Annotated in this window: 14 protein-coding genes; 6 read left to right on the top strand and 8 right to left on the bottom strand. The window is 72.0% G+C overall.

Annotated features, from left to right (window positions below):
- Positions 1-29 precede the first annotated feature (29 nt).
- On the bottom strand, positions 30-1,547 hold the full coding sequence (locus tag D9598_RS12590) for an AMP nucleosidase (protein WP_370592012.1): 1,518 nt from the start codon (positions 1,545-1,547) through the stop codon (positions 30-32).
- Between the two features lie 143 nt (positions 1,548-1,690).
- Here D9598_RS12590 and D9598_RS12585 point away from each other — a divergent pair, with 143 nt between their 5' ends.
- Complete coding sequence (locus tag D9598_RS12585; RefSeq protein WP_198366859.1) at positions 1,691-2,068, top strand: hypothetical protein; 378 nt, start codon at positions 1,691-1,693, stop codon at positions 2,066-2,068.
- A gap of 15 nt (positions 2,069-2,083) precedes the next feature.
- Here the strand turns inward: D9598_RS12585 and D9598_RS12580 are convergent, their stop codons facing one another.
- Both D9598_RS12580 and D9598_RS12575 read right to left on the bottom strand, forming a co-directional pair.
- A complete protein-coding gene (locus D9598_RS12580) occupies positions 2,084-3,001 on the bottom strand; it encodes an NAD(P)-dependent oxidoreductase (protein ID WP_198366858.1) in 918 nt (305 codons plus the stop codon).
- 80 nt (positions 3,002-3,081) lie between these two features.
- Positions 3,082-3,915, bottom strand: coding sequence for an aspartyl/asparaginyl beta-hydroxylase domain-containing protein (locus D9598_RS12575; protein WP_370592011.1), 834 nt, complete (start codon positions 3,913-3,915; stop codon positions 3,082-3,084).
- 267 nt (positions 3,916-4,182) lie between these two features.
- On the opposite strand from D9598_RS12575, the gene D9598_RS12570 reads away from it, so the two are divergent.
- The 4 genes from D9598_RS12570 to zwf all read left to right on the top strand — a co-directional run bounded on the left by D9598_RS12570 (position 4,183) and on the right by zwf (position 9,915).
- Positions 4,183-4,854 carry a GntR family transcriptional regulator gene (locus D9598_RS12570; RefSeq protein ID WP_198366856.1) on the top strand — a complete coding sequence of 224 codons (672 nt, stop codon included), beginning with the start codon at positions 4,183-4,185 and terminating at the stop codon, positions 4,852-4,854.
- Positions 4,855-4,915: 61 nt separating this feature from the next.
- Entirely contained in the window at positions 4,916-6,640 is a 1,725-nt protein-coding gene (locus D9598_RS12565; RefSeq protein ID WP_198366855.1) for a dihydroxy-acid dehydratase, read from the top strand.
- A 105-nt stretch (positions 6,641-6,745) separates the two neighbouring features.
- Positions 6,746-8,302, top strand: coding sequence for an MDR family MFS transporter (locus D9598_RS12560; RefSeq protein WP_198366854.1), 1,557 nt, complete (start codon positions 6,746-6,748; stop codon positions 8,300-8,302).
- A gap of 140 nt (positions 8,303-8,442) precedes the next feature.
- Complete coding sequence (zwf, locus tag D9598_RS12555; protein WP_198366853.1) at positions 8,443-9,915, top strand: glucose-6-phosphate dehydrogenase; 1,473 nt, start codon at positions 8,443-8,445, stop codon at positions 9,913-9,915.
- 3 nt (positions 9,916-9,918) lie between these two features.
- Here zwf and D9598_RS12550 read toward each other — a convergent pair whose 3' ends face one another.
- From D9598_RS12550 to D9598_RS12540, 3 genes are all read right to left on the bottom strand, one after another.
- Positions 9,919-11,034 (bottom strand): helix-turn-helix transcriptional regulator, encoded by a 1,116-nt coding sequence (locus tag D9598_RS12550; RefSeq protein ID WP_198366852.1) that lies wholly within the window; start codon positions 11,032-11,034, stop codon positions 9,919-9,921.
- Between the two features lie 100 nt (positions 11,035-11,134).
- Entirely contained in the window at positions 11,135-11,980 is an 846-nt protein-coding gene (locus tag D9598_RS12545; protein WP_198366851.1) for a ModD protein, read from the bottom strand.
- A gap of 228 nt (positions 11,981-12,208) precedes the next feature.
- Complete coding sequence (locus D9598_RS12540) at positions 12,209-13,147, bottom strand: nitronate monooxygenase family protein (protein WP_198366850.1); 939 nt, start codon at positions 13,145-13,147, stop codon at positions 12,209-12,211.
- 231 nt (positions 13,148-13,378) lie between these two features.
- Here D9598_RS12540 and cysE point away from each other — a divergent pair, with 231 nt between their 5' ends.
- A complete protein-coding gene (gene cysE, locus D9598_RS12535; protein ID WP_198366849.1) occupies positions 13,379-14,236 on the top strand; it encodes a serine O-acetyltransferase in 858 nt (285 codons plus the stop codon).
- A gap of 29 nt (positions 14,237-14,265) precedes the next feature.
- On the opposite strand, the gene cysK is transcribed toward cysE, so the two are convergent.
- Both cysK and D9598_RS12525 read right to left on the bottom strand, forming a co-directional pair.
- Positions 14,266-15,180, bottom strand: coding sequence for a cysteine synthase A (cysK, locus tag D9598_RS12530; RefSeq protein WP_198366848.1), 915 nt, complete (start codon positions 15,178-15,180; stop codon positions 14,266-14,268).
- Positions 15,181-15,274: 94 nt separating this feature from the next.
- Positions 15,275-16,198: an allantoinase PuuE gene (locus D9598_RS12525; RefSeq protein ID WP_198366847.1), complete on the bottom strand. Its 924-nt coding sequence runs from the start codon at positions 16,196-16,198 to the stop codon at positions 15,275-15,277.
- Positions 16,199-16,203: the final 5 nt, after the last annotated feature.

The following is a 16,203-nucleotide window of genomic DNA, read 5'->3' as shown; positions in this document are numbered from 1 at the left end:
TGGACGGGGCGCCGGCTCCATGACCCGGCTCAGCGGAAGGGCGGCTCGTCGAAGGCGCGCAGCTTGCGGGAATGCAGCGCCGTGAGCTGCTCGCGCAGGATGCCCAGCGTCTCGATGCCGATGCGCAGATGCTCGCTCACGGCGCGCTGGTAGAAGGCGGTGGCCGCGCCGGGCAGCTTGATCTCGCCGTGCAGCGGCTTGTCCGAGACGCAGAGCAGCGTGCCATAGGGCACGCGCAGCCGGTAGCCCTGCGCCGCCAGCGTGCCGCTCTCCATGTCCACGGCGATGGCGCGGGAGAGGTTGATGCGCAGTCGCTCCTGCGACCAGCGCAGTTCCCAGTTGCGGTCGTCGTAGCTGACCACCGTGCCGGTGCGCAGCCGGCGCTTCAGCGCCTCGCCCGCCGCGCCGGTGACGCGCGCGGCGGCATCCTGCAGGGCGAGCTGCACCTCGGCCAGGGCGGGTACCGGAATCTCCGGCGGCAGCAGCTCGTCGAGGATCTTGTCGCGCCGCAGGTAGCCGTGGGCCAGCACGTAGTCGCCGATCTCCTGGCTGGGCCGCAGACCGCCGCAATGGCCGATCATCAGCCAGCAATGCGGCCGCAGCACCGCGAGATGGTCGGTCACGGTCTTCGCGTTGGAGGGGCCGACGCCGATATTGACGATGCTGATCCCCTCCCCCTCGGCGCGCAGCAGGTGGTAGGCCGGCATCTGGAAGCGCTGCCAGGGGCTGGCGGCGACCAGCGCGGCCGCCTCGCCGGGCGCCATGCCGCGCCGCACCGTGCCGCCGCCGGGCAGCACGAGCCGGTCGTGCGGGCTCGCCGGATCGGCCAGCTCGGCCAGGCCCCAGGCGACGAACTGCTCGACGTAGCGCTGGTAGTTGGTCAGCAGGATCCAGGGCTGCACGGCGCGCCAGTCGGTGCCGGTGTAGTGCACCAGCCGGCGCAGCGAGTAGTCGACCCGCGCGGCATCGAACAGCGCCAGCGGCCGCGGCGCGCCGGGCCGATGGCGCCAGAGTCCGTCCGCCACCTCGTCGCCCACGGCGGAGAGGCGGGGCACCGGGAAGTGCCGCGCCAGCTCGGCGGCCCCCACCCGGCCGCGCGCCAGCTCGTCGCCGCCTTCCAGGACGTAAGGGTAGGGGATTTCCTGGCTGCTCGGCCCGACCTCCACCGTGGCGCCGTACTCCGCCATCAGGGGTCCAAGCTGCTGCAGCAGGTAGTCATGGAAGCCCGCCGGCTGGGTGACGGTGGTGGCATAGACGCCGGGTTGCTGCAGCTTCCCCCAGGCGCGCCGGGTGCGCGGCGGCGGGCGGTCGGAGGTCCAGGCGAGGCGCAGCGCGGGATAGCGGAAGGCCTCGCGCTCGGCGCGGCTGGGCGGGGCGCCGCCGCTGATGAAGCGGTCCAGCGCGGTGCGCTCCGCCTCCACCGCCGCATCGTAGAGGCTGGTCAGCCGGGCGACGGCGGCCTCGGGACTGTCGCAGGGCTGGTGTGTGCTGAGGGCCATGCAGGCGATATAGAATGGCCGCGCCGGGCCGGTAAGCCGGGGCGGCATGATCCCTCCGTGACGCCGGCGGCAGGGCGCCTCCCCTTCCCGGCCGCCGGACTGTGATCGGACGCACAGCCTGGCCGGCCGCCTTCTGCTCCGCTGCGGCGCGGCCGCCCAGCCCCGGGAGGCCGGCCCAGGGGAAGGCGGGGATGGGGACCAGGCTCGGCACGATTGGCGCTTCCGGCCCGCCCGGACCCGAGCCGGCAAGGCGGGCGGCCGAGCTGCGGCCCCGCTATCACGGCCTCACCATCCTGGCCGGCTGGGATGCCGGGCTGCGGAGCTACTGGCTGGAGGTGACGCGGGTGCCGCCGCCCGAGCATGCGGAGGATCGGCTGGTCTTCCGGGCCGGCCAGGCCGAACGGGAGATCCCCGATCTCGCCGCCCTGGCGGCCATGCTGTCCCCCTATGCGGAGACCGACGAGCCGGCGCTGCGCCGCCTGCTGGAGGAGACGGCGGGGACGAGCCTTCCCGCCGGCGCCCCGGCGGCCGCTTGGCGGCCGGCGGAGGGGGCACAGCCCGCCGGATGACCGCGGCGGGCGGGCTCAGGACCCGGCGGCGATGCGCCGGCAATGCTCCAGCGCCGCCTGCACGAGCTTGTCGCCGGCCTCTGGCGTGCGGAAGGCGGAATGGGCGGAGAGGGTGACGTTCTCCAGCGTGGTCAGCACATGGCCGGCGGGCAACGGCTCGATGTCGAAGACGTCGAGCGCGGCATGGGCCAGGGCGCCGGAGCGCAGCGCCGCGACCATCGCCGCCTCGTCCACCACCGCGCCGCGCGCCGTGTTGACCAGCACCGCGCCGGGCCGCAGCCGGGCCAGGCGCTCGGCGGAGAGGAAGCCGCGCGTCTCGTCATTCAGCAGCAGATGCACGGAAAGCACATGGCTCTCGGCCAGCAGCCGGTCGAGCCCGACGAACTCGACGCCCTCGGCGCTTTTGGGCGTCCGGTTCCAGGCGAGCACCGTCATGCCGGCGCCACGACAGAGCCGCGCCATCTCGGCGGCGATGCCGCCGAAGCCGAGCAGGCCGACGGTCTTGCCGGTCAGCTCCAGGCCGTCGGTGCGCAGCCAGCGCCCGGCGCGCATGCCCCGGTCCATGCCGGCGATGCCCTTGGCGGCGGTCCACATCAGCGTGAAGGCCATCTCGGCCACGGCGGTGTCGCCATAGCCCTTGATGATGTGCACCGCGATGCCGCACTCGGCCTTCAGCGCCTCGGGGTTCATGTAGGAGCGCGCCCCCGTGCCGAGGAAGACGACATGCCGCAGGCCCGGCACCTGCCGCGCGATGTCGGTCGGCAGGGCGGTGTGGTCGATGATGGCGATCTCGTGGCCGGCCAGCACGCCCGGCAGCGCGTCCGGCGTGATGTCCGGCTGCAGGTTGATCGTCACCTCCGGATCGGCGTCCCGGCGCAGGCGGCGGAAGACCGCGCCCAGCGCCTCACCGGCATCGACGAAACAGGCGCGCATGGGACTCTCCTCGGAGGTGGCGGGCCGCGGGGCCCGAGGGCATAGAGGAGGCCCCCTGGCCGCGCAATGATCCGCCCGCCTCAGGCCTGGGGACGGTTCCGCAGGGCCTCGGCCTGGGCGTAGAACTTCTTCTCCCAGTCCTTGTGGTTGTCGGCACCCTCGCGGATGAAGGGCGTGAAGATGGCGAGGTTGAGCAGGGCCCAGTTGACCAGCCGCGCCGGGAAGCCGAGCGGCTTGACGAAATCGACGAACAGCACGACGCGGACCTTGTCGGTGTGGTTCCAGGCCTCGTGCTCATAGGCGTCGTCGAAGATCAGCGCCTTGCCTTCCTGCCAGTGGCAGACCTGCTTGTCGACACGGATGGCGAGCTGGCCCTCCTCCGCCTGCGGCACGATCAGGCCGAGATGCAGCCGCAGCACGCCGTTGTAGGGGCCGCGATGCGCCGGCAGGTGCTTGCCCGGCTCGAAGATGGAGAACATCGCCGTCTGCAGGCCGGGGATCTTCCGCACGATCCGCCAGGTCTCGGGACAGGTCCTGGTGTTGCGCTCGGAGGTGACGCCGTAACCGGTCAGGAAGAAGGTCTTCCAGCGGTTGTCGGTGCTGATCGTCTTCACGTCCGTCGCGATGTCGTGGAAATTCGGCAGATCCTCCCGCCGCTCCAGCACCTTCTCCAGCTCCTTCCGGATCAGCGGCCATTCGCGCTCGATCTCGGCCGCCCAGGGGAAGGTCGCGTTGTCGTAGACGGGCGGGTTGCCGACCTTGGAATGGCGCAGGTTCAGCCGCTCCGCCCAGGCGACGATGCCCATGAACATCCGCGTGAGGGCGCTGGGCCGCTCCATGGGCGCCATGCCCGCGGTGCCGAAGGTCTGGGCGGGCTCGCCGGGCCGGGCGGTCTGGGTCGGGGAGTGCTGCACTGATGTCATCCTCTGATCGTGCCGGACGGCGCTGCGGCCGCCCGGCTGGCCGCCGGGGTTCTTGCCCTTGCCCTCGGGCCGGGTCCGGCGGAAGCCATCGCCGGCGGCGCCTCGGGTGTCACGGATTATTAATAGGCGCTCTCATCTGACTGTAAATTGCGCGGTGCGGACCGGTTGCGGAGTCGGCCGGGCTAGCCAGGGCTAAAATTGTCGATAATCTTGTCGATCAAGCTCCCGGCCCCCGCCGGGGGGACGTGGAAACCCTCTATGCCGGACACCGTCAGCGCCAGGGCCGAGGCCGCCCCGACCCCCCGCCTGCTCGCCAGGACCCTGGAGGAGGACATCGTCCTCGGCCGCCTGCACCCGCGCGAAAGGCTGGTGGAGGAGGAGCTGATCCAGCGCTTCGGCGCCACCCGCCACGTCATCCGGCTGGCCCTGACGGAGCTGGAGCGCATCGGGCTGGTCGAGCGCATCCCGCATCGCGGCGCCCTGGTGCGGAGCTACGCGCCGCAGGATGTGCGGCAGCTCTACAACCTGCGGGAGCTGCTGGAATGCGAGGCGGCGCGGCTGATCCCCCGCCCCCTGCCCGCCGCCGACCTCGCCGCCATCGAGACCCTGCAGCGGGAGCACGATCGCGCCGCCGGCGCGGCCGATCTGGCCGCCCTGTTCCGGGCCAACCAGGCCTTCCACCGCCGCATCAACGACTGTTGCGGCAATGCCTTCCTGGCGACGGCGATCGAGGCGGCCGCGCAGCGCGCCCATGGCATCCGCTTCCTCGCCTCGATCTCGCCCGAGGCGCGGGAGGCCGCGCGGCGGGAGCACCACGCCATGATCGCGGCGCTGCGCGCCGGCGATGGCGAGACCCTCATCGCCCTCACCCGCGCGCATCTCCAGCCCTCGCAGGCCGCCTATCTCCGCGCCTATGGCGGCGGTCCCTGAGCCGGCGCCCTTCCCCTCCACCCGGCGCTCCCTGGCGCCCAACCCCGCGAAGTCCAGCATCATGAGCGACGACACCCCGCACGGCCTGTCCCGTGGCCTCACCAACTATGGCGACCGCGATTTCGCCCGCTACCTCCGCCTCTCGATGGCCCGCGCCATGGGCTATTCGACCGATCTGCTGAGGAAGCCCGTGGTCGGCATCGCCAGCACCTACAGCGAGTTCAACAACTGCCACCGCGGCGTGCCCGAGCTTGTGACGGCGGTGAAGCGCGGCGTGCTGGCGGCGGGTGGCCTGCCGCTGGAATTCCCCACCATCTCGCTCGGCGAGGTCTTCCTCAACCCGACCAGCCTGTTCTTCCGCAACCTGATGGCGATGGACACCGAGGAGATGATCCGCGGCCAGCCGATGGATGCCGTCGTGCTGGTTGGCGGCTGCGACAAGACGGTGCCCGCCCAGCTCATGGGCGCGCTCTCCGCCGGCCTGCCGACGGTGCAGGTGGTGACCGGCCCGATGATGACCAGCCGCTGGCGGGGCGAGCGACTCGGGGCCTGCACCGATTGCCGCCGCTTCTGGGCCAAGTACCGCGCCGGCGAGATCGACGACGCCACCATCGAGGAGGTGGAGGGCAATCTCGCCACCACCGCCGGCACCTGCGCGGTGATGGGCACGGCCAGCACCATGGCCTCGCTGGCCGAGGCGCTGGGCATCATCCTGCCCGGCACCGCCGCCATCCCGGCCGTGCATGCCGACCGCATCCGCGCCGCCGAGGCCTCGGGCGCCGCCGCCCTGGCGCTGGCCCGCGCCGGCACCACCATCCGCGACATCATCACCCCGAAATCGGTGGAGAACGCGCTGCGCGTGCTGCTGGCCATCGGCGGCTCGACCAATGCCATCATCCACCTGACCGCCATCGCCGGCCGCGCCGGCATCCCCGTGGACCTGCACCGGCTCAACGAGCTGTCCGACACCACCCCCGTCCTGGTGGACCTGAAGCCGACCGGCCCCTTCTACATGGAGGACCTGCACGCGGCAGGCGGCATCGGCGCCGTGCTGCGCGAGCTGAAGCCGCTGCTGCACCTCGACTGCCTGACCGTCAGCGGCGAGACGCTGGGCCAGCGGCTGGAGGGCGGCCCCGGCCATGTGGATCATGCCGTGGTGCGCCCCCTGGCCGAGCCGCTGCAGCCGCAGGGCGGGCTGGTGGCCCTGTTCGGCTCGCTGGCGCCGCGCGGCGCCATCCTGAAGCGCGCCGCCGCCGACCCGAAGCTGTTCGAGACCGAGGCGCGGGCGGTGGTCTTCAGCTCGCTGGAGGACCTGGCGGCGCGGATCGACGATCCCGACCTCGACGTGCGCCCGGACGATGCGCTGGTGCTGCAGAACGCCGGCCCGCTCAGCCCCTCCGGCATGCCCGAGGCCGGCTACCTGCCGATCCCGCAGAAGCTGGCGCGCGCCGGGGTGAAGGACATGCTGCGCATTTCCGACGCGCGGATGAGCGGCACCGCCTATGGCACCATCGTGCTCCACGTGACGCCGGACGCCGCGTCCGGCGGGCCGCTCGGCCTGGTGCGGGACGGGGACCGCATCCGTGTCTCGGTGCGGGAGCGGCGCCTCGATCTGATGGTCGAGGCGGCCGAGCTGGAGCGGCGCCGGGCCGAGACGCCGCCCGTCACCGCCCAGGCCAAGCGCGGCTATGCCAGCCTCTACCGGCGCGAGGTGCTGCTGGCCGATCAGGGCTGCGACTTCGATTTCCTGCTGGAGAACCCGCAGGGCGCCGCCCGCGGCGGTTGAGCGGCCGGGGGGCGCTTTGACACCGGGGGGGCGGCCGGCCCAGAAAGGCCGGCCCGCCGGCCTGCCCTCGGCCCGGCGCGAGATGCCAGCACAGGCCGGAGCCGCATGAACGACCAACCCACCCCGGCGGCGAATCCGCCGGCGCCCCCCGCCGGCACCGCGCCGAAGCGGCAGCTCCGCATCGTCCTGGCCGGGGCGCTGCTGACGATGATCCTGGCGGCGCTCGACCAGAACATCGTCAACACCGCCCTGCCGCGCATGGTAGGGGAGCTGGGCGGCATGGCGCATCTCTCCTGGGTGGTCACCGCCTTCATGCTGACCTCGACCACCACCACGCCGCTCTACGGCAAGCTCTCCGACACCTTCGGCCGCCGCACCCTCTTCTTCCTGGCCATCCTGATCTTCCTGGGCGGCTCGCTGCTCTGCGGCGTGGCGCAGTCCATGGGCCAGCTCATCGCCTTCCGCGCCATCCAGGGCATCGGCGCGGGCGGGCTGCTGACCCTCTCCCAGGCCGCCATCGGCGATGTCGTCTCGCCGCGCGAGCGGCCGCGCTACCAGGGTCTCTTCACCGGCACCTTCGCCCTGGCCAGCGTCGCCGGGCCGCTGCTCGGCGGCATCATCACATCGGCCCTGTCCTGGCGGTGGGTGTTCTACGTCAACCTGCCGATCGGCCTGCTGGCCCTGGTGATGATCGGCCTCGGCCTGCCGCGCTCCACGACGCCGCCGAACCGGCGGCCGGTGGACATCCCCGGGGCGGCCCTGCTGGCGGGCGCCACCACCGCCCTGCTGCTGCTGCTGGCCTGGGGCGGCAGCGAGTTCCCCTGGGCGTCCTGGCCCGCCCTCGGCATGGCGGCGCTGTCCGTGACCCTCTATGCCCTCTTCGCCTGGCGCGAGCTGCGGGCGCCGGAGCCGCTGATCCGCCTGCCGCTGTTCCGCAACCCGGTCTTCGCCCGCGGCGTGGTGGTCGGCGGCATGATGACCTTCGCCATGCTCGGCTCCACCGTCTTCCTGCCGCTCTACTTCCAGCTGGTGCTCGGCATGGACCCCGCCCATGCCGGCGCGATGATGCTGCCGCAGGTGGTCGGCATGGTGCTCAGCTCGGTCGTCGGCGGCCGTATCGTCTCGAAGCTCGGGCGCAACAAGCTGTTCCTGCTCGCCGGGCTGGGGCTGGAGGCCCTGGCACTGGCCAGCCTGGCGCTCTTCGCCTGGTTCGCCGCCCCGCCCATGGTCTTCCTGGTCTCGATGGGGCTGCTCGGCCTCGGCATGGGCATGGGCATGCCCAACCTGACGACCGCCGTGCAGAACGCCGTGGCGCACCGGGAGCTGGGTGCCGCGACCGGCGCCATGACCTTCCTGCGCTCGCTTGGCGGCGCGCTCGGTGTCGCCGCCTCCGGGACCATCATGACCTCGCGGCTGCAGAACGCCTTCGCCGGGCTCGATCCGGCCGAGGTGGCCCAGGTCACGGCGCATGGCGTGGAGGCGCTGGCGCGCTTCACGCCGGCCCAGCAGGCCGCCATGGCCGATGCCTATCGCGCCGCGCTGACCGGTTGCTTCCTGCTCAGCGGCGCCGTCATGACGGCCGCCTTCCTGCTGGTGCTCGGCCTGCCGGAAGTGACGCTGCGCGACCGCATCGGCGACGAGGCCGGACCGCCTCCGCGCTGAAGGCTCCTCTGCGGGGACTCCGGCCCGGCATATGCCCTTTGTGCAGGCGCGAAGGCCCGGCCTAGACTGGGCCCCGGCGCGCCGCGGCCGGAGAGCGCAAGACCGGTCCGCCACGACACTTCCTCCGCGAGCAGGGATGCATGGCCCAGATTCTACCCGTTCCGACCTTCGACTGCGTGATCTTCGGTGCCACCGGAGACCTGACCATGCGCAAGCTGCTGCCGGCGCTGTTCCATCGCTTCCGCGACCGGCAGTTCGACGAGGCCTGCCGCATCCTCGCCGCGGCGCGGACCGAGCTGGAGGAGGACGCCTACCGCCGGCAGGCCGAGGCGGCGCTGCGGCGCCATGTCGCGGTGGAGACGGTGGAGCAGGAGGAGGAGCTGCGCCGTTTCCTCGCCCTGCTGCGCTATCTGCGCATCGACGGCGCCGGCGAGGCGGGCTGGGACCGCCTCGCCGCCCTGCTGGCCGAGCGGCCGGAGCATGTACGGCCCTTCTACCTGGCCACCTCGCCCGAGCTCTATGGTCCGATCTGCCGCAACCTGGCCGAGCATGGGCTGATCTCGCCCCAGGCCCGGGTCGTGCTCGAGAAGCCGATCGGGCATGACCTCGCCTCCGCCCGCGCCATCAACGACGCGGTCGGCGCCGTGGTGCCGGAGGCGCAGCTCTTCCGCATCGACCACTACCTCGGCAAGGAGACGGTGCAGAACCTGCTGGCGCTGCGCTTCGCCAACACGATCTTCGAACGGCTGTGGAATGCCGACGTCATCGACCATGTGCAGATCACCGTGGCAGAGACGGTCGGTGTCGAGGGGCGCGGCGGCTATTACGACCGCTCGGGCGCGCTGCGCGACATGCTGCAGAACCACATGCTGCAGCTGCTGTGCCTGCTGGCCATGGAGAGCCCGGTCTCGCTCGACGCCGACGCGGTGCGCGACGAGAAGCTGAAGGTGCTGCGCGCGCTGCGCCCGATCACGCCGCTGGAGGCGCCGGGCTTCGCGGTCCGCGGCCAGTACACGGCCGGCGCCGTCGGCGGGCAACCGGTGCCGGGCTATCTGCAGGATCTGGGCGAGCCGACCAGCACGACGGAAAGCTTCGTCGCCATGAAGCTGCAGATCAACAACTGGCGCTGGGCCGGCGTGCCCTTCTACCTGCGCACCGGCAAGCGCCTACCGTGCAAGGTCTCCGAGATCGTCGTGCAGTTCCGCACGCCGCCCTTCACGCTGTTCCCAGCGGAGGCCAGCATCACCGAGCCCAACCGCCTGCTGATCCGCCTGCAGCCGGCGGAGGGGATGCGGCTCGAGATGATGACCAAGGAGCCGGGGCCGGGCGGGCTGCATCTCCGCCCCACCGGGCTCGACATCTCCTTCGAGAAGACCTTCGGCCAGAGTTTCCCGGACGCCTATGAGCGGCTGCTGATGGATGTGGTGCGCGGCAATGCCACGCTGTTCATGCGCCGCGACGAGGTGGAGACGGCCTGGACCTGGGTCGAGCCGCTGCTGCGCGCCTGGGCCTCGACACCACAGCCGCCCCGCCCCTATCCGGCCGGCAGCTGGGGTCCGACCGCCGCCATCGCCCTGATCGAGCGCGATGGCCGCACCTGGTATCAGGAATAGGGCTCAGCTCAGCACGGGCAGCAGCGCGGCCTGCATCCGCGCCACGCAGGCGGCCTGATGGCGGGTCTCCGTCTTCTGGAAGATCCGCGCCTGATGCGTCCGCACGGTGGTGATGCGAAGACCCTGCATGGCGGCGATCTCAGCCGCCGTCAGGCCGGCGAGCATGCCCGACGCCACCCGGACCTCGGCCGGCGTCAGGCCGAACAGGGCCGGCAGTTGCGCCCCCAGCTCCTGCCGCGTCATCACCTCCTTGGCGACGACCAGCGCGCGGGGCGCCTGCCGCCCCTCAGCCGAGAGCGGGCTGACCTGGAGGCTGAGCGGCACGGCCGACCGGCCCGCGACGGTGGCCAGGAAGCCGCCCCGCCGCTCCAGCTCGGTGCCGAGGCAGGCCTGCTGCACATACTGGCGCAGCCGCGCCACCACCGCCCCGTTGCCAAGCCCGAGGGCGGAGATGCCGTGGTGCCGCGCCGCGCCGATGCGGGCCAGCAGCATCTCCCCCGCCCGGTTGGCGCGCAGCACCTGGCCATCGGCGCCAACCTCGTAGATGGCGATGTCCAGCAGATCGAGCCCGTCCACGATGCCTTCCCGCGGGAGGCGAAGCCCGCCGAACCGGTCGCGCTGCCCCAGGCCGGCGCGGATGAACGGCATCAGCTTCCGCATCAGCCGGTAGTCCTCGGCATCGAAGGCCGGGCGGGTGCGGCCCCGCTCGACATGGATCGCCCAGCCATCGCCCGGCCCGTCGATGCGGCAGCCGATCGAGGCATACATGTCCTGTGGCCGCATCCACTCGTTCCAGAACGCGCTGTCGTGCAGGCCGGCGGGTCCGAGCAGCTTCTGGTCGCAGTAGATGGAGCCGGGGGCCAATGGCCTCGCTGCCTGCCAGACGAGATTGCCGCGCCAGTAGTGCTCGGCATAGCTGCGCAGATAGCCCTCGGTGTGACCGACGCCGAAGACGTCCTGCGCCTCCGGAGGGTGGCCGAGGCGGCCCAGGCACGCGGTGGTGCCGCCGAAGAGCTGGCGCAGTTCATGAAGCGCGGCGCCCAGCCTGCTCTCGTCGCAGGCCGCTTCCTGCCATAACCCGGCCACATCCAGCACGGCGTCCAGCGTCACCCGCTTCATGCCCGTGCCCCCTGTCGCAGCGACCCCGGAAGGTTCATTCCGGATTACATGAGAAAGGCGGAGGACAACGCAAGGCTTATGGTGCGCCGTCGCGGAGGCGTCAGAGGCGCTCCATCCTCGCCGTGATCTCCAGCGGCGGGGCGCTGTAGGGCGAGGCGGTGATCAGCAGGTCGGCGTCGGCGCGCGCATAGTCGGCGGCATTCCCCTCGGTCACGCCCCCCGCCGCGGCGATGACCGGGCGCCGGGGGTGATCGGCGAGGGCGCGTGTCACCTCCGCCAGCTGGGCCGGGCTCAGCCCGCCACATTGCACGATGTCGACGCCGGCATGGGCCAGCAGCACCGCCTCGTCCACCGTCCCGGCCTCCACGGCGATGCTGCGCTCCGGCTGCGCCGCGCGCAGGCGCGCCACCCAGCGATAGGCGGGCTCGCGGCCCAGGAAGGCGCGGTGCGGGGCGCCGACCAGGATGCTGTCCGACAGGCCGAGGCGGTGCGGCACGCAGCCGCCGGCGGCGATGGCGCGGAGCATCACGTCCCTGGCGCCGGGCAGATGCTCCCGCGGGCAGGCGACCGCGATGCCCGGCTTCTCCCGGCGCGCGACGGCGCGAATGCGGGCGGCCTGCGTGGCGATGCCGGAGGTGGTCGCCATCAGCGCCTGCGCCACCCTGGTGGCCTGATGCAGCGCGGCGGCCGGTCCGGTCGCGGTCAGGATCGGGCCGCCCTGATCCAGCAGGGCGCCGGAGGCGGCGACACGGTGCACGGCGCTGCAGCCCGCCAGCAGGAAGAGCCGTTCCGCCTCCTCCGAGCAGCACAGCGTCATGGTCCGGCCGGCGCAGAGCTGCACCTGCCCCACCGCGTCCCCGATGCCGAGGCCCAGGGTGGTGATGTCACCGTAGGGAGCCTCCTCCCGCAGCATCTCCTCCAGGCGAGCGGCGCGAAGCGGCAGCATCACCGGCAGCAGCCCCCCTGGCCGGGCTGCGCGGATCGGAAGGCGGAATGCGTCATGGACAGGTTTCCTCGGTGGCCGGCAGGGGCCGCCAGGCGCGAGGGCCAGGGCAGGAAGGCGGGCGCCGGCGGCGGGAACACTCTCCTGCCTGTGAGGCCCGCCCGCAAGGCGACCCCGCCGCATGGCAGGGCGGCCGGCGGTGCAGGAATTGCCCTGCCCCGCCGGCCCGGATCAGCCCTCGGCCTCGCGGGAGAGCGCGCGCAGGGCCTCGCGATATTCCTGCCCCAGCCGGCCGCAGAGCTCGGCCACGGTCGGCACGTCCTCGATGCTGCCGACGCCGTGCCCGGCCGACCAGATGTTCTTCCAGGGTCGGTGCTCGGCATCGGTGTGCTTCTCCGGCCGCGGCGGCAGGTTCTCCGGATCGAGCCCGGCGGCGACCAGGCTCTGGCGCAGGAAATTGGCGTTCACGCCGCTGATCGCCGGGGTGTAGATGACGTCCCGGGCCTTGGCCTCCAGCAGCATGGCCTTGTAGTCCGGCGGGCCCATGCTCTCCTGCGTGGCGATGAAGCGGGTGCCGAGATAGGCCAGGTCCGCCCCCATCAGCCGCGCGGCGGCGACATGCGCGCCCGTGCTCATGGCGCCCGAGAGCAACAGGGTTCCCTGGAAGATCTGCCGCAGCTCGGCCAGGAAGGCGAAGGGGCTGAGCTGGCCGGCATGGCCGCCGGCCCCGGCGCTGACGGCGATCAGCCCATCCACCCCGGCCTCCGCCGCCTTGGCGGCGTGGCGCAGGTTGACGACATCGTGGAAGACCAGCCCGCCATAGGCATGGACCGCATCCACCAGCTCCTTCACCGCACCGAGCGAGGTGATGACCAGGGGCACGCGGTGCTCCACCGTCCGCGCCAGATCGGCATCCAGCCGGGTGTTGGAACGGTTGACGATCAGGTTCACGCCGAAGGGCGCGGCGCCGGGCTGGCCCTCCAGCCGCCCGGCGATCTCGTCCAGCCAGTCGCCATAGGCCTCGCTGCTGCGCTGGTTCAGCGAGGGAAAGGTGCCCAGCACCCCGGCGCGGCAGGTCTCGACCACCAGATCCGGCCCGGAGACCAGGAACATCGGCGCGGCGACGATGGGGAGCGCGAGGCGGCCCTCGAGGGCGGGGGGCAATGGCATTCTCGTCATCTCCTCAGTGTTTGGCCTGGTGGTTTGACCCAGCTCGGCGCGGGGCCGGCCTTGTCCCGCCAACCTATCGGAGCGGGGCCGTGGCGGCCAAGCCCCCCGCCCCGCGACGGGCCCGCAGGGGACGGGCGGGGGATCGCGGGGCTGAAGATTTCGTGTCGCCCCTCCCGCCGCCCGCCGACCCACCGCATATCCGGTGGCCGAAGGCTCCGATGGAGAGATCCCTTGTCGCGATCCGCGCCGCATCACCTGTCCCTGGTCTCGACGCAGGCGGAGCTGACCGACGCGCTGTGGCACCAGCTGCGCCGCGAGGCGGAGGCCGCCCAGACCGCATCGCCGACCCTGGCGCCGCTCTTCCTGGAATCGATCCTGAACCAGCCCGACTTCCCCACCGCGGCGTTCCACCGCATCGCCGCCCGGTTGCGCAACGACACCATCTCGCATTCCATCATCTTCCAGGCCTTCCAGCAGGCCAGCCGGGCCGATGCCGCGCTGGTGCTGGGGCTGAAGGCGGATATCGCCGCCGTCTTCGAGCGCGACCCGGCCTGCGAGCGGCTGATCGAGCCCTTCCTGTACTTCAAGGGATTTCACGCCATCCAGCTGCACCGGCTGAACCACTGGCTCTGGAAGCAGGGGGAGCGGGATCTCGCCCTCTACCTGCAAAGCCGCGCCTCGGAGGTGTTCCAGGCCGATATCCACCCGGCCGCCCGGATCGGCCGGGGCATCCTGCTCGACCACGCGACCGGGCTCGTGATCGGCGAGACGGCGGAGATCGGCGACGATGTCTCGCTGCTGCAGGGCGTGACGCTGGGCGGCACCGGCAAGGAGGCGGGGGACCGGCATCCCAAGATCCGGCGCGGCGTCATCATCGGCGCGGGGGCGAAGATCCTGGGCAATATCGAGGTCGGCGAGGATGCCCGCATCGCCGCCGGCTCGGTGGTGCTGGCGCCCGTGCCGCCGCGCACCACCGTGGCGGGCGTGCCGGCCCGGCCGGTCCGGATGGACCAGGGCGCCGCCTCGCCGCGCAGCGCCGACGAGATCCTGGCCGAGATGGCCTATACGGCCTTCGACTACACGATCTGAGAAGCCCCGCCGTCCCGCCCCGGCGGGCCTCAGCCCGGCAGGAAGTCCGGAACCGAGAGATAGCGCTCCCCGGTGTCATAGTTGAAGCCCAGCACCTTCGCGCCCTGCCCCAGCTCCGGCAGCTTGGCGGCGATGGCGGCCAGCGTCGCTCCGGAGGAGATGCCGACCAGCAGGCCCTCCTGCAGCGCCGAGCGGCGGGCATAGTCCTTGGCCGCATCGGCCGCGACCTTGATGACGCCATCCAGCAGGTCGGTGTGCAGGTTGGCCGGCACGAAGCCGGCACCGATGCCCTGGATCGGGTGCGGCGCGGGCGATCCGCCGGAGATCACGGGCGAGGCCTCGGGCTCCACGGCGAAGACCTTCAGCGCGGGCCAGGCCTGCTTCAGCACCTGGGCGCAACCGGTGAGGTGGCCGCCGGTGCCGACGCCGGTGATCAGCGCGTCCAGCCCCTCGGGGAAGTCACTCAGGATCTCGCGCGCGGTGGTCCGGACATGCACGTCGATATTGGCCGGATTTTCGAACTGCTGCGGCATCCAGGCGCCGGGCGTCTCGGCCACCAGCTCCTTGGCCCGCTCGATGGCGCCCTTCATGCCCTTCTCGCGCGGCGTCAGGTCGAAGGTGGCGCCATAGGCCTGCATCAGCCGGCGGCGCTCGATGGACATGGATTCCGGCATGACCAGGACCAGCCTGTAGCCCTTCACCGCCGCGACCATGGCCAGCCCGATGCCGGTATTGCCCGAGGTCGGCTCGATGATCGTGCCACCCGGCTTCAGCCGGCCCTCCGCCTCCGCCGCCTCGACCATCGACAGGGCGATGCGGTCCTTGATCGAGCCGCCGGGATTGGCGCGCTCGGACTTCACCCAGACCTCGGCGTCGGGGAAGAGGCGGCCCAGGCGGATGTGCGGCGTCTGGCCGATGGTCTCGAGAACGGAGGTGGCGCGCATCGGTGTCTCCCGGCTTGTGTTGCCGCTGACTTGGGGTGTCCGGCGCGCGGATGCTATGGGGGGAGCCGCCCCGCCGCCAAGCGGGGCCGTCACCCTATTCGTTCAGCCCGCGGCCGGGATAGGGATGCTGCCTCACCCAGTGCCGGGCGATGTCGATGCGCCGGGTGATCCAGACATCCTGATGCCTCTGGATATGGTCCAGCAGCCGCGCCAGGCCGGCCGCCCTGGCCGGATGGCCGATCAGCCGCATGTGCAGCCCGACCGACATCATCTTCGGCGTCCGCGCGCCCTCGGCGTAGAGCGTGTCGAAGGCGTCCCGCACGAAGCTGAACCACTGCTCCGAGGTCCCGACGGCGCCGGCGTACTTGCCGTCATTGTTGGTCAGCGAATAGGGCACGACCAGATGGCCCTTGCCCTCCACCGTGACCCACCAGGGCAGTTCGTCGGCATAGCTGTCGCTGTCGTAGAGGAAGCCGCCCTCCTCGACCACCAGGCGGCGCGTGTTCTCGCTGGGTCCGTAGCGGCAGTACCAGCCATCGGGGCGGTGCCCCACCGTCCGCTCCAGCGAGGCGACGGCGCGGCGGATGTGCTCGCGCTCCTCGGCCTCGGAGAGTTCGTAGTGCTTCACCCAGCGCCAGCCGTGGCAGCAGACATCGAAGCCGCTCTCTCGGATGGCCGCCGCCGCCTCGGGGTTGCGCTCCAGGGCCAGGGCGCAGCCGAAGACCGTCATCGGCAGGCCACGCTCCTGGAACAGCCGCATCAGCCGCCAGAAGCCGACCCGGCTGCCATACTCGAACATGCCTTCGGCAGCGAGGTCGCGACCCTTCGGGATATGCGCGATGCCAGGGGCCTCGGTCAGGCCGTGCTCGGAATAGCCCTCGCCATCCTGCACCGAGGGCTCGGAGCCCTCCTCGTAGTTCATGACGAAATTGACCGCGACGCGTGCGCCGCCAGGCCACCGCGGGTCCGGCGGGTTGGCGCCATAGCCGATGAAGTCGCGCTTCACCTGATAGGTCATCGGAG

It is taken from the genome of Roseomonas sp. KE0001 (assembly GCF_016107285.1).
In the GTDB taxonomy this organism is placed as follows: domain Bacteria; phylum Pseudomonadota; class Alphaproteobacteria; order Acetobacterales; family Acetobacteraceae; genus Pseudoroseomonas.
This window is presented reverse-complemented; position numbering and strand designations above follow the sequence as displayed.